Below are 13,273 nucleotides of genomic sequence, written 5' to 3'. Positions count from 1 at the left end.
GCATGCCGATCTCGCCCTGAACGACCGGGTTGGGCTGAAGCTCGCCTATGACGATTTCCGCGACGATGATGGCCAGATCAAGCGCGACGGCACCTCCTCGATTGCCTGGCAGGTGGATGAATACTGGAAGGTCTCCTTCGGTGTTTCCTACACCGAGCTCATGTCGCCACGCGCCATTTCGGCAGGCAAAAGCGGCTATGATGGCTCCCGTCTCGATGCCGGTGTGCGCATCGACCATCGCTTTGACGACGATCATCTTGTCTATGTGTTCGGGCAGGCGACCCTAGAGCGTTCGGGCGACATTGACCGCAACGATCGCATCGGTGTCGGTGCAGAGGTGCAACTGACGGAAATGGTGGGTGTTTCCGGCGAGGTCTCCTACGGCACCCACGGGCTCGGCGCTCTTGCCGCCCTCAACTACGACCCCAATGACGATGAGCACTACTATATCGGCTACAGGCTCGATCCCGACCGTGCCTTCGATCTCAATCGCAGTCATGACCTTGTCGGCTCGGACAGGGGCGCGATCGTGGCGGGCGTGCGCCGCCGCATGGACGACATGGCCTCGGGCCTATGCCGAAAGCAGCTACGACATGTTTGGCAAACGCCGCGCGCTCACCCAGACCTATGGCGTGATCTACACGCCCGATGATGTGTGGACCGTCGATGCGGGCTTCGAGGCCGGGCAGGTGCGCGACGACACGATCGATCCGGCAACCGGCCTCCAGCGCTCCGACTTCGAACGATACGCGCCATCACTGGCCGTGGCCTACAAGGATGAAGAAGCGGGCATCACCGCGCGGGTCCGTGGCGAGGTTCGCATCGAGGATTCCCAGGACGGTACGCGGGACCAGAACACATATCTGTTCGCTGCGGGCGTTTCCTGGAAGACCAGCGAAAACTGGCGCCTGATGGCCAATATCGACGCGGTCCTTTCCGACACACGCTCGACGGTGACCTCGTTCAAGGATACCGACTATGTGGAGGCGTCGCTGGGCTATGCCTATCGACCGGTGGATCACGACCGGCTCAACGCGCTGTTCAAATACACCTGGCTCTACGACATGCCTGGCAACAACCAGTTGGTCAGCGGCGCTACGGGCGATGCCTATGCGCCAGCCCAGCGCAGCCACATTCTGTCTGCCGACGTGACCTATGACCTGGTGCCCTGGCTTTCCATCGGCGGCAAATACGGCTTCCGATATGGCGAGGTGAAATACCGCACTGCAAGCGGTTCGGGCACGGGTTTCGAGCAGAACTGGCAGCGCTCGTCGGCGCATCTGGGAATTCTGCGGGCCGATCTGCACGTGATCAGGAAATGGGATCTTCTGCTTGAGGGCAGGGTGCTGCACATGCCCGAGGCCGACACCACCGACTTCGGTGCGCTGACGGCACTCTACCGCCATGTCGGAAGCAACTTCAAAGTTGGTGTGGGGTATAATTTCGGGCGTTTTTCCGACGACCTGAGAGACCTTACGCTCGACGATCAGGGCGTGTTTTTGAACGTGGTCGGCAAGTTCTGACGGAGCGATATGGAGAGAATGGCGCGCGGAGAACAGCCCTTCGCGCGTTCATCTCCGTTTGCGTTTTGGATCTGCGCGCTGACGATTGCTGCTGAGCCCTTCAAAGGTATCGATATCAATAAGAGAGGGCTCGGTCCGCTCTCACTCGCGCCCCGTTTGACGAGGCTGCCGAAACTTCACCGTAAGAAAACAATGTGCGGATGTGAAAGAGAAACTGGCTGGGGAACCTGGATTCTAAGCCAGCTTGCACAAGCATCAAAGGCCCTCTTGGAAGTCCAAGGGGTTAGCAGCGCCGATCGGCTCTCTGTGCGCCAGTTTTGTGGAGCACTTTTGTGGTGCAGTCAAGGGGGGGCGTGAGGCTCGGGTAACTGATAACAGGGTGGCTCCAAAGAGTGATAACTCTGAAAGTCCTGAGCGTTCACCAGAACAGGTCGATCAGCTGCTCAACACCCGTCTGATGGTACGCAGTGAGGCCTTTGAATGATGTGAGGGAAAGGTCATCAATTACAGATCGGTACACACTCTGTCGCCAGTCCCACGTTTCTGGCAACGCGCCCTACATTTCGACTTTTCGGAGGAGACGATGTTCAACGCTTTTGAAGCGCATAGGCAAAGGTTGTATTTCAATCAAAACCACGCGTCTCTCCCTGCGCCAGGAAGAGCCCCACGATCAGAAAGACCATGAAAACGGCGTCGAGAATGTCATGGCCGAACATGACATTCACGCTGCCGCCTCCGGCATAGACCGCTGCAAGCATGAGCAGCATCGCGCCGCCGAGACGGGCAAGCGGGTCCTCTTTGTTTCCAAGGCTCTTGATTGCAAAGACGGTGATCACCGCGAACATCGCGATCACCGCACACCCTGCCACAATGCCCCCTTCGATAAAGATGGTCATGAAGCCGTTGTGGAAATGGGTGAACCCAACCTCAATGCCGAAATCCCGCAGCACATATTCCTTGATGAGCGCCGAGGTGTTCTGCATTCCGTGACCGAAAATCGGGCTCTCGGCAAAGAGCCGAAGGCCACTTTCCCAGAGCGCTACCCGCAATCCGATGGAGGTGTTGTAGTCACCCCCGGTCATAAGTCTATCGACATTCTGCCAGAGAGCATCGAATCGGCTGACGATCAGGCCGGAGGTTAGGATCAGCAAGAGCAGGGCGACGCCCAGCAGTGCGAGCACATGCCCGCGCAGGACCGTAAAGACGCGCGCGCGGAAAATGAAGAGTTGCAGGAGAGCGAGCACGATCATGACAAGCCAGACAGAACGTGATTCTGAAAGCAGTACGGCTCCAAAAGCAGCGGCGAAGGCTAGCAGGAGAAAAAGCGCCTTCTTACTGTCGAGGATAAGTCCCCCTGCCAGACAGGTGAGCCCCGCAAGGCAAGCCACATCCGCAAACACAAGTGCGTTGCCCGCGCCACCCTCGGCACGCAGTCCGAGAAACTCAGACTGCACAAAGGCAAAAATCAGCGCGCCGAAACTTGCAATGACCGCTCCCACGAGTGCGGGCCTGTGCCACTTCGTCCCGATTGGCGATTGTCCAGATCGAGTAGGAAAAGGGAAACAGAGCGAAGGTCGCAAGCGGTAGGAGTTTGTAGACACGCTGCCAAGAAGGGTCATTGGCCAGAAAGGCGACAAGATTCGCCGCCACATAAAGCAGCATTAGGATGGCTATCCAGCGCATCGTGCGGTCGGTGCTCAGCCGCTTCCGTCCCGTAACCACCTCGAAAACACAGCACAGCGCGCCACCGTGCCAGATCACGCTTGTCGCAGAACCGACTATCGGCGGCATTGAGAAACAGGCCAGCGTAAAGAGTCGGTTGATATTACGATATTTCATTGAGGGTTCCGTCCGGCAAGCTCTTTTGCTAGCTCAGCGCATGCGTCACGATCTGGCGCAGATCGTCATGCTTTGGCTTGCAGGAGAGTTCGGTTTGGCACCGTTCCGCCTACATCGTAATGGGAGGCCAGCGCGCTTAGAATGACCAATTAAATTTTGGAATTTGCGAAGTTTCATCCATCAGGTATTCGAGGATTGTTGAGAGTGAATATTTCACATAAATATAACATATATAAATTAATACAAATTATAATATTTTAATTATATCTCGTGTATTTTATTTTATATGTGCATAATAATGTCGTGATGAATTTTTTATCCATCTGCACGTCGTATTTTTCTCGGTATAGGCGTGATAGATCTGCATAGCAATGATTGGGTGGAATTTCGTGGCTCTACCCTCCCAGTGCGTTCTATTGGATGATCGTGCGCATGATTGAACTTCCGGCGCTGATCGCCAATAGCGACGACACGGATTTTCTCAAGGAACTCATCGGCGACGCAGCGGCTGATGGATATAAATGTGAGCGTCGTTTGCGGTGCTTCCCGTGGCGAACGTGCACCGCTGCGCGCGAACCAGCGCAATGGCTATCGAGAGCGGGCCTAGGATTCTAAGCCAGTGTACGCACGTAATCCACCGCCCGCTTGGAAGCCCAAGGGGTTGGCAGCGCCGATCGGCACTCTGTGTAGCAGTTTTGTGGATCACATTTGTGATGCAGTCAAGGGGCATTGCGTGTTCCGATTGGCCATGCTGCCGACATGCTGATCGGTGCTCTCAAAGGGAGCCACCTCGGAAAGAGATTCGGGAGGGCGCGGAGTGGTTGCTGCCGCGAACAATACGGGACAGGGCAAATCGCCGCACCGCTGCTCAGCGGTCCCTTATCAGTCAGCGGCGATTGTCGGCGATAAGGTTGGGGTGCTGCTTTCTCATGTGTCGGAGAGGCTTTGTACCAAAGCAAGCAATGCTTTACGCCGCTCTCGGTTTTTGATGCGTAGATACGCTTCCACGAGATCGAGGCAGACGCGCTCCTGGCAGGTAGCTGCCGGAGGCAGCTCGTCCTCATCGAAAAAGTAGGTCACGGGAACACCCAGCAACTGCGCGGCCTTATACAAGCTCGCGGCGCTGATGCGATCATGACCACACTCGTATTTCTGAACTTGCTGCGTGGACACATGCAATGCTGTTCCCAAATCAGCTTGGGTGAGCCCAATCTGCTTGCGCCTGCGCCGCAACAGTAAACCCATCTCACGATCAGTGGCAGTTAGCGCTTTTGGCTATGTCTGCACAGCTTTTCGCTCTCACACTCGCTTGTCTTTCATCATCCGTCCTGTCGCTCGTCTATCGTTCACCGGATGGCTGGGAGGATGCTCTCGCACGCGATCCCGAAATGCGAGGGAGAGTGAGTAAGCGTCTGGACGAAGCCTATGCAGAAGCACTTTCACTGGTTCGACAGAATGTCAGCGGGATCAGGCTTGTAGCTGAGGCGCTTGTTGAGCACGGAACACTTGAAGGCGAGCCGCTTGCTCAAGTCATCGACCAGGTGCGGCAATGCGCAATGATGCGTGATGAGATGCAGCCAGCGCATAATGCAGTGCCTGCAACGCGAAATAAATTGAGATGTGTGGATTCCGGATCGGTGGAAGCCGATTCCGGAATGCGGACCAACGATTCCGGATAAGGGAAATGCGATTCTGACAGCTGAAGAATGCATCTCCATGTGCAGGCAAGGCATCTCTTCAAAATAAATTGAGATCTTCTGCGGATTCTGCTTCACGAACAAGCGATTCAGATCTCTCAAAAGTCGATTCCGAGACAGTGGAAAGCGTTACTCCGGCAAACGACGTGCTCGAGCGGAGGGAAGGGTGGCTGTCGCTGTTCGTGCACAGTCGCTTCCTTGTCCTCCTTCCACCGGCTTTTGTTCCTTGCATGGGTGTCCGGTATCCTTGTCTCGTAGTGACGGGACAGAGGAGAATGAAGATGCCCCGACTAGGGAAGTCAGATGATGCATCCCACAGGGAGCGCCAGCAGCGCTACCGAAAACGGCTGGCAGCGGAGAGACGGCCAGAAGCGTCAGCCATCGATGTTGCTGTTGCTGCTGCCGTGGCAGCTTTCGCAAGCGCAGCAGCGCGGAACCCTTCACTTCGTCCAAACGCGCTGCAGTGGATTCTCAGGTACGCAAGGCGACGGTTGGTCGACGACGGCTATGACCGGGAGCAGGTCATGCGGGTGCTTCACCGCCGGATGGGCCGCTTCGGTTAGTGCTGGCGCTGTTCGGGTCACATGGTGATGCACTGTTCTGAACGTATTCCCCCCATTACTCCATGTTTTGGAATCGGAATTACAGAAACGCACATAGTGACGCTCCGGAGCCTCGTTGAGCAGTAATGTTGTTTAGTTCCGAGATCGGTTGCATTTGAACGATCTCTCTCACCGGCTCGCAATGGATTGCCCGCTATGGGTGCAAGCAACGAACTGTGGGGGCGGGAATGGAAGAGCAAAAATCTCGGCAGGCTGACGACACGAATGAGTGTCCGTCGTCAGGGATTTTGGGACATTTGTTGTCCTGAGCTAAGAGAGGATCTGGCTCATCTGATTGCTGTGATTATGCGGCGTATTTGCGGTGAAGCAAGCGCCGGGTTTCGATGGTCTTCCGTTTGATCTTTTCTCGTTGTTTCAGAATGGTCTGGCCGCGCCCGAAGAAGACAGCGGCCGGGGTGAGGCTTTGGAGGCTCTCGTGATAGCGCCGGTGGTTGTAATGATCGATAAATGCATCGATCTGTTGCCTGAGATCACCGGGCAGGTAGTAGTTTTCCAGCAAGATGCGGTTCTTCAGAGTCTGGTGCCAGCGCTCGATCTTGCCCTGGGTCTGGGGGTGGTAAGGCGCACCCCGCACATGATCGATTTGCCGGTCTTCAAGCCAATCGGCCAATTCACCAGAGATGTAACTCGACCCGTAGCACCTCGGGAAGAAGCGCTTGTTTGAGGTTATGGCCGCGCGCGCAGCCCCCAAATAGCGCAGCGGGTGGCCATAACCGGGTCTCAGGTCTCAACAGTGGTTTTGCACAAATCACACCGCTGAGGAGACCGGCTATGACCGCCACCGATACTACCGCCTCGACCTTGTTGGTCGCCATCGACATTTCCAAGCACCGCCATGAGGTGCTGATCGGCGCGCCTGGCAAGAAGCGCCGCCGTCGATTGACGATCACAAACACACTCGACGACTTTCGGCGCTTGGCCGCCATACTTATGGACTACGGTCTGCCTGTGAGGATCGGGTTCGAGGCGACCGGCAACTATCATCGACCGTTGGCGCATCATCTCGGCCAGGCCGGGTTCGATCTGAAGCTCGTGTCCTCTGTTGGCCTGGCTCGAACGCGTGAGGCCCTGCACAACAGCTGGGACAAGAACGATCCGAAGGACGCCCAGGTCATCCTGCGCATGCTGGAGATCGGCGCGGTGCAGTTCTTCCACGATCCGCTTGCGACCGGCGTTGCCGACATCCAGGAGTTGTCGAAGACCCATGAGATCGTCTCGCGTTCGAAGACCGAGCTCTGGCACCGCATTCTGACGCATTACCTGCCGCTCTACTTTCCCGAGGCCGAACGGTTTCATCGAAGCTCGCGAACCGACTGGTTTCTCGCCTTTCTCGAGAAGTATCCAACGCCCGGCATGATCACGGCCATGAGCAAGGAGGTCTTCGTCGCCGACGCCTGGCAGGTGGTCGGCCGCAAGGTGTCCAAAGAGCGCCTGCTCTCAGATATTTACTCAACGGCGGTTGGCTCTGTGGGCCTGCCGGTTCACCCGGATTCCGACGCCGTGCGCATGTTCCGCCTCGTGTTGGCCGAAGGCCGAAGCCTGGTTCGCCAACGCAACGAGATCGAGGCGCGGGCCGTCGAGCTTCTATCCGATCATCCCGATTACCAGCTTCTGACAACCATCCCCGGGATCGGCCCGATCAACGCCCTGACCATCCTGGCAGAGGCCGGGGATTTGCGCCGTTTTCGCCATCACCGCCAATTCCTGAAGTTCTGCGGCATGGACCTCGCCACCGTCCAGTCCGGCATGTTCCGCGGCCAGAGCCGGATCTCCAAATACGGCAATGCCCGACTATAGCGCGACCTTCTGGATGGCTGGGCAGGTTGCCGTACTCAAACGCACGAACAGCTTCCGCGACAAGTTCGAACGCTACATCGCACGAGATCGACATAACGCCCATTTGCGCCGCAAGGCCTACACCGCCATCGCGGCCAAGATGGCGCGCACCGTACACGCTGTGGTCAAGCACGGCGAACCCTATCGCCCCTTCTTCGAGGGGGTGAGTCCAGGCGGAAGGACCCTTGTCTGATAAGAGCCGTGGAGGCAGTTCGCTGACCTCGTAGATAATGTTCAGGTCTTCCGCTTGGGAATTTGGATCTCGTCTTAAGGACGGTGAGGGCCGCAATCGTGCGTACCCTGTGTTTGCTATGGGAGAGACCGCTTCTTGACGGCGGAGACCGCTTGGGCAACCATATCAGGGCATCCGGGACACCGGATGCCCCATGACCTGCTGACCTAAGCAGCCAAATCTTCCCGATATAGGACGTTGTCGCTGACAACCATGCAGGGGTAGCCGCGCCGTTCGGCGATCGCATCCAGTTCGCGGGCCACACGTTCACCCGAGAGTGAGTTATCGACCACCGTTGCCAGGCATTCCCGGCTGAAGTCATCGATGACACACAGGATGCGGAAGCGACGGCCGTCGACCAGCGTGTCCGACACGAAGTCAAGGCTCCATCTCTGGTTCGGATACTGCGGGACCGCCATCGGCGCTCGCGTGCCCAAAGCTCGCTTGCGGCCGCCGCGTTTGCGCACTGTCAGCCGCTCTTCCGTAAGCGTTGTCAGCGGCTCACAGGAGTTTCAGCTTGACGCTTTGAAGTTCCAGGGCAGCAGATCGTCGATGCGGCTTTTGGGATATCCGTTTGCAATGGCTTCGAGCGTGGCCTTGAGGTAGGCGAAGGGTTCGACGCCGTTGATCTTTGCTGTTTCGACGAGGGATGCGATCCGGCCCCAGGCATTTCCACCTTCGTCGTGGCCGGCAAAAAGGGCATTTTTCCGATTGAGCGCGATTGGGCGGATGAGGTTTTCAACGCTGTTGCTGTCGATTTCGACGCGGCCGTCGGTGAGGAAGGTTTGCAAGCCCTCCCAGTGGCGGTGGATATAGGCGAGCTTCTCGCCCAGGCGCGACTTCACCGAGACGCGCAGACGCTCCCTTTGCAGCCATTGCCCGAACTCGGCCACCAGAGGTGCGGTGCGGGCCTGCCGGGCCGAGAGGCGCTGGCCATGAGACGTTCCACGGATGTCGGCCTCCACAGAATAGAACCCGGCAATCTGTCGCAGGCCCTCGGCGGCGATCTGTGAGCCGTCGCGGTCAAAAACCTCTTTCAGCTTGCGCCGTGCGTGGCTCCAGCAATGGGCAACACGGATGGGGTCACCTCCCTTACGGGAAGGACGTGTCAGACGGTTGTAGCCCTGATAGCCGTCAAGCTGGAGGATGCCGTTGAAGCCGGCGAGAAAGCGTTCGGCGTTTTCGCCCCCGCGGCCCGGTGCATAAAAATACACAACCCCCGGCGGATCGCCGCCGCCCCAGGACCTGTCGTCCCGGGCGAGCGCCCATAGATAGCCGGTTTTGGTGCGGCCGCGCCCCGGATCGAGCACCGGTGCCGTGGTTTCGTCCATGAACAGCTTCGTGGAGGTCTTCACATGCTCGGCCAGCCGGTCCACGACCGGTTTGAGATGGAAGGCGGCTTTGCCAGTCCAATCGGCCAGTGTCGCGCGATGAATGTCGATCCCGGAGCGGGCCAAGATCTGGCTTTGCCGGTAGAGCGGACAGTGATCGGCGTATTTGGACACCAGCACATGAGCGATGGTGGCCTCGGTAGGCAGTCCACCCTCGATCAGATGAGCCGGAGCCGGCAATTGGGTGACGCCATCCGTGCAGGACCGGCAGGCATATTTGGGCCGCACGGTCACGATCACACGCAGTTGCGCGGGCACGATGTCCAGCCGTTCGCTGCGATCCTCGCCGATCCTGTGCATCTCTCCGCAGCCGCAGGGGCACTCAAGACTGTCGGGTTCGATGACCTGTTCAATGCGCGGCAGGTGATCGGGAAGGTTGCCAATGTTGCGCCTTGCAGCGGGCTTCGTCCGCTTTTTGGCCCTCTCGGAGAAAGCAGATGTTTCTTTTCTGGCCTCGACCTCGCTGGTGGCGGTCTCAAGGTCTTCAAACGCCAACTGCCGCTCGTCTTCGCTCAGTTTCTCCGACCGCTTGCCATGAACCGCATGGTTCAATTCCGCGACCAAATGCTCCAGGCGTTTGTTGATGTCTTTGAGCTCGGCCACTTCGCGCACCAGTGCGGCGACAGCGCCGCGCTGCTCCAGCGGGATGGCGGCAAGGTCGATATCCGGGGTGAAAGACATGCGCCGAACATACCTTGGGAAGCACAGGAAAGCGCGTAAATTCAAACGGATGATTCACTCTGCCGCAGCCGGCGAACGCGCCTCCAACGCCTTCACCTTGCGCCAGTCCAGGCCTGAGAACAGCGCCTCGAATTGGGCATGGTTCAGAGACATCGCACCATCCCTGATGGCGGGCCAGGTGAAGGTCGAATCTTCCAGACGTTTATACGCCATCACCAGACCGGTCCCATCCCAATAAAGCAGTTTGAGCCGATCGGCCCGCTTGGACCGGAACACAAATACCGTGCCGGTGAACGGGTCCTTGCGCAGCACGGTCTGGACCAGGGCGCTTAGCCCATCGTGTCCTTTTCTGAAGTCAACGGGCTTTGTCGCCACCAGAATCCGCACCCGGTTCGAGGGGAAAATCATGCCGCGCGCCCAAGCGCGCGCACGATCCCGGCAATCCTGTCCGGGCTCGCAGTCGCTTCCAGGCGGATTGTGGTGCCGTCATGAATGATCTCCACCGCGGCCGACGGCCTTGCATCCTCCGCAATTGCCGGGGCAGCCGGTTCAAGCTTGGCCGGCACAAACTCCGCTCCGGGAAGATCCGGCACCACAAGCTTGCCCTCACGGGCCAAACGCCGCCACGACGAAAGATGGTTGGGCCGCAGACCAACCCGGCGGGCAACCTCGCTCACCGTCACTCCGGGCACATAGCTCTGCGCGACAAGCTGGCCTTTCACCTCATCCGGCCAGCGTCGCTTCCCCGCATCGCGCGGCAAAATTGCATAACCGCAAATGGACTCCATATGGAGCTCTCTATGGACGCCCAACCCTTCCTCCATTGCCAAATCTACAACGGATAGGGAATCCAGCATCACCACAAATAAGAAAAGGTGGGGTCCTGACGGCGCTTACGCTCTTCCTTGTAGATTCGATAGAGCTTCTTCCAGTTCACCGCGATGCCCTCCCGCTTCAAAAGCAGGTGCAGGCGACGATAACCGAACCGCCGCCGTTCCGACGACAGCTCACGCAATCGCTGTCGAAGGCCGGCATCGTCCGGCCGGCTCGACTGGTAACGGAAGACGCGCGGCGCAATGCCAACCAAGGCACAGGCCCGCCGCTGAGAATAGTCCTTCATCTCGATTGCCCAACTCACGGCTTTCCTCCTGGAGTCGGGCGTCAGAAGTTTTTTGTCAGCATCTCGCGGAGCGTCGATACATCCATCATCTGCTCCGCCAGAAGCTTCTTCAGCTTCGCATTCTCTTCCTCAAGCGCCTTCAACCGCTTGGCATCCGATACGTCCATGCCGCCGTACTTCTTGCGCCAGGTGTAGAACGTCGCATCAGAGATGCCGTGCTTGCGGCACAGTTCAGCCGGCGTCATACCCGCCTGATGTTCCTTCAAAATGCCGATGATCTGTTCTTCCGAGAACCGTGACCGTTTCATTGCCTGTCTCCTTCGTTGAGGAACAGGCTAACCCAAAATCGCGAACATCTCAGGGGAGCAGGTCACTGCCACTATGGCTCGTTAAGGCTTAAACGCGCCGTCACCATCAGACGGCTTGATCGTGGCTTCAAGTGTAAGCATTCGGTGAGGACCGCGGCGGTGTCAGGACCCGCTTTCACGGTTCATTTTGATGGTCTCGCGTAGGTTTTCGATTCCGAACGGTGAGAAGGCCATGACGCCGTCATCGTTGGGGCCGTAGACCCAGATCACGCCATCTTCGGGCTCCATATCGAAGGCGAGATCGAAGAGCCGATCGACGGACTCCCCCAGCTCGGCGGCGACACGATCGATGGTCTTGACGAAATGAACCTTGTTCAACTGCATGGTCACGCCGCCTTGCTCAGGGGCTGGGCCTTCCAGTTCCAGGGGAGAAGTTCGTGCACGCGCGAGACGGGTATGTTGGGCAGCCGGGCGAGAACATCGGCGAGCCATGCCTGCGGGTCGATGTCGTTCATTTTTGCGGTGACGATGAGGGTATACATGGCGGCGGCCCGCTGTCCGCCGCGCTCGGAGCCGGCAAACAGCCATGACTTTCTGCCCAAGGCCACGCCGCGCAGGGCGCGTTCGGCCGCATTGTTCGTCAGGCAGATGCGCCCGTCATCGAGGAATGCCGTGAAGGCCTGCCAACGGCCTTCCTTCTCGAACATGTAGTTGATCGCCTTGGCCACCTTGTTGTGCCTGGACAGTTTCGCGCGCTCTGCCAGCAGCCAGTCATGGAGGTCGTCCACCAAGGGGCGGGACAGTTCCTGGCGGGCGGCAAGACGGGCATCGGAATCAAGCCCGTTGATCCCGCGCTCGATGTCGAAGATAGCGTCGATCCGTTTCACCGCTTCAAGCGCGACCGGCGAGATCTGATGGGCGGTTTTGCCCTTGCGGACGTTCCCGGCAATGTCTGCCAGTTCGAAGAACTTCCGGCGCGCATGGGCCCAGCACAAGGCGCTGGTCACGGGCCCCGCATCGCGGTCCGCGCGATAGAGATCGTTGTATCCGCCATAAGCATCGGCCTGCAGAATGCCCTGCCAACCGGCCAGGTGCTGATTGGGATTGGTCTTCTCGCGATCGCGGGAGAAGCGGAAGAGCGCGGCCGGTGGTGCGCCGCCATTCCAGGGCCGATCATCGCGCACATAGGTCCACAGACGGGCCTTTTTCGAACCGCCCCGCGCCAGAAGCGGCACGGTCGTGTCGTCGCCATGCAGGCGGTGTGCGGTGCGCACATGGTTCTCGATCAAGGCATGGATGGGCTCCAATGCAACAGCGGCATGCCCGATCAGATCTGCCAGGGTGGACAAGCTCAGCTCGACGCCTTCACGTGCGAACCGCTCGGCCTGCCGGTTCAACGGCTGGTGCTGGCCATACTTCTCAAAGACGATCATGGCGATCAGGCTGGGCCCGGCCCATCCACGCGGAATCGCATGGAACGGAGCCGGCGGTTGGCTGATCTTTTCGCAGGCCCGGCAGGTGAACTTCTCGCGCACGGTCTGGATCACCTTCCACTGCCGCGGGATCACCTCCAGTGTCTCGGTGATGTCCTCGCCCATCTTCACGAGACGATCCGAGCCACAACAGCCGCAGGTGTCGGGGGCCTCGACGACCACCCGCTCGCGCGGCAGGTGATCGGGGAACGGCTTGCGCACAGGGGGACGGCGCGTGAAGGCCCGCACTGTGGTAGCCTTGGCGGCCGCTTGCTCTGCGGCCAGGGCATCCTCGGTGGCCGCCGTCTCCAACTCATCAAGCTCCAGTTCCAGCTGATCGATCAGCCGGGCGCGCCGTTCCGACGAGATGCCGTATTTGTCGCGGCGTAGTTTGGCGATCTCCAGCTTCAGCTCCTGGATCATCGCCTCCGAGCAGGAAACGACCGCACGGGTCTGTGCCAGTTCGCTTTCCGCAACCTCTGCACGGGCCTCGGCGGCGGCCAGGGCAGCGCGTAATCTGACGAGTTCGGAAGCGGTATTCGACATGGCGG

General features: G+C 58.8%; 9 protein-coding genes and 5 pseudogenes. 3 read left to right on the top strand and 11 right to left on the bottom strand.

Annotation, left to right across the window (positions count from 1 at the left end; all coding sequences use genetic code 11):
* Positions 1-593: 593 nt before the first annotated feature.
* The gene (locus tag AB2N04_RS16790) at positions 594-1,523 is read left to right on the top strand and encodes a hypothetical protein (RefSeq protein WP_367715692.1); all 930 of its coding nucleotides are present in this window, start codon (positions 594-596) and stop codon (positions 1,521-1,523) included.
* A 623-nt stretch (positions 1,524-2,146) separates the two neighbouring features.
* Here AB2N04_RS16790 and AB2N04_RS16785 read toward each other — a convergent pair.
* The 3 genes from AB2N04_RS16785 to AB2N04_RS16775 all read right to left on the bottom strand — a co-directional run bounded on the left by AB2N04_RS16785 (position 2,147) and on the right by AB2N04_RS16775 (position 4,607).
* Positions 2,147-3,022 carry an O-antigen ligase family protein gene (locus AB2N04_RS16785; RefSeq protein WP_367715690.1) on the bottom strand — a complete coding sequence of 292 codons (876 nt, stop codon included), beginning with the start codon at positions 3,020-3,022 and terminating at the stop codon, positions 2,147-2,149.
* Entirely contained in the window at positions 2,967-3,362 is a 396-nt protein-coding gene (locus tag AB2N04_RS16780) for a hypothetical protein (RefSeq protein WP_367715689.1), read from the bottom strand. Before AB2N04_RS16780 ends, AB2N04_RS16785 begins: the two co-directional genes overlap by 56 nt.
* Positions 3,363-4,289: 927 nt before the next feature.
* Positions 4,290-4,607 (bottom strand): helix-turn-helix domain-containing protein, encoded by a 318-nt coding sequence (locus AB2N04_RS16775; protein ID WP_367715688.1) that lies wholly within the window; start codon positions 4,605-4,607, stop codon positions 4,290-4,292.
* A 155-nt stretch (positions 4,608-4,762) separates the two neighbouring features.
* Between AB2N04_RS16775 and AB2N04_RS16770 the strand changes: the two genes are divergently transcribed.
* Positions 4,763-5,041 (top strand): hypothetical protein, encoded by a 279-nt coding sequence (locus tag AB2N04_RS16770; protein ID WP_367715686.1) that lies wholly within the window; start codon positions 4,763-4,765, stop codon positions 5,039-5,041.
* A gap of 924 nt (positions 5,042-5,965) precedes the next feature.
* Here AB2N04_RS16770 and AB2N04_RS16765 read toward each other — a convergent pair.
* Positions 5,966-6,316: pseudogene (locus AB2N04_RS16765) on the bottom strand (integrase core domain-containing protein); the annotation flags it as partial.
* 137 nt (positions 6,317-6,453) lie between these two features.
* Between AB2N04_RS16765 and AB2N04_RS16760 the strand changes: the two are divergent.
* Positions 6,454-7,711, top strand: a pseudogene (locus AB2N04_RS16760) (IS110 family transposase).
* Between the two features lie 236 nt (positions 7,712-7,947).
* On the opposite strand, the pseudogene AB2N04_RS16755 reads toward AB2N04_RS16760, so the two are convergent.
* From AB2N04_RS16755 to AB2N04_RS16725, 7 genes and pseudogenes are all read right to left on the bottom strand, one after another.
* Positions 7,948-8,232, bottom strand: a pseudogene (locus AB2N04_RS16755) (DDE-type integrase/transposase/recombinase); the annotation flags it as partial.
* Between the two features lie 30 nt (positions 8,233-8,262).
* Positions 8,263-9,847: pseudogene (locus tag AB2N04_RS16750) on the bottom strand (IS66 family transposase).
* A gap of 29 nt (positions 9,848-9,876) precedes the next feature.
* On the bottom strand, positions 9,877-10,230 hold the full coding sequence (gene tnpB, locus AB2N04_RS16745; RefSeq protein ID WP_206554899.1) for an IS66 family insertion sequence element accessory protein TnpB: 354 nt from the start codon (positions 10,228-10,230) through the stop codon (positions 9,877-9,879).
* Positions 10,227-10,610, bottom strand: coding sequence for a transposase (locus AB2N04_RS16740; RefSeq protein WP_283801727.1), 384 nt, complete (start codon positions 10,608-10,610; stop codon positions 10,227-10,229). Before AB2N04_RS16740 ends, tnpB begins: the two co-directional genes overlap by 4 nt.
* A gap of 110 nt (positions 10,611-10,720) precedes the next feature.
* Positions 10,721-11,250, bottom strand: a pseudogene (locus AB2N04_RS16735) (transposase); the annotation flags it as partial.
* Positions 11,251-11,412: 162 nt separating this feature from the next.
* A complete protein-coding gene (locus AB2N04_RS16730; RefSeq protein ID WP_317090528.1) occupies positions 11,413-11,634 on the bottom strand; it encodes a hypothetical protein in 222 nt (73 codons plus the stop codon).
* A gap of 2 nt (positions 11,635-11,636) precedes the next feature.
* Positions 11,637-13,268 (bottom strand): IS66 family transposase, encoded by a 1,632-nt coding sequence (locus AB2N04_RS16725; protein ID WP_367715683.1) that lies wholly within the window; start codon positions 13,266-13,268, stop codon positions 11,637-11,639.
* Positions 13,269-13,273: the final 5 nt, after the last annotated feature.

Origin of the sequence: Nitratireductor sp. GISD-1A_MAKvit (genome assembly GCF_040819555.1) — a bacterium.
In the GTDB taxonomy this organism is placed as follows: Bacteria; Pseudomonadota; Alphaproteobacteria; order Rhizobiales; family Rhizobiaceae; genus Nitratireductor.
Note: the sequence above shows the minus strand (reverse complement) of the source record. Positions and strands in the feature narration are given on the sequence as shown.

Excerpts from the sequence above, each read along its gene's own strand:
- AB2N04_RS16775 (WP_367715688.1), bottom strand. The coding sequence starts at position 4,607 with ATGGGTTTACTGTTGCGGCGCAGGCGCAAGCAGATTGGGCTCACCCAA.
- AB2N04_RS16790 (WP_367715692.1), top strand. The coding sequence starts at position 594 with ATGTTTGGCAAACGCCGCGCGCTCACCCAGACCTATGGCGTGATCTAC.
- AB2N04_RS16730 (WP_317090528.1), bottom strand. The coding sequence starts at position 11,634 with ATGCAGTTGAACAAGGTTCATTTCGTCAAGACCATCGATCGTGTCGCC.
- AB2N04_RS16725 (WP_367715683.1), bottom strand. The coding sequence starts at position 13,268 with ATGTCGAATACCGCTTCCGAACTCGTCAGATTACGCGCTGCCCTGGCC.
- AB2N04_RS16740 (WP_283801727.1), bottom strand. The coding sequence starts at position 10,610 with ATGGAGTCCATTTGCGGTTATGCAATTTTGCCGCGCGATGCGGGGAAG.
- tnpB (WP_206554899.1), bottom strand. The coding sequence starts at position 10,230 with ATGATTTTCCCCTCGAACCGGGTGCGGATTCTGGTGGCGACAAAGCCC.
- AB2N04_RS16780 (WP_367715689.1), bottom strand. The coding sequence starts at position 3,362 with ATGAAATATCGTAATATCAACCGACTCTTTACGCTGGCCTGTTTCTCA.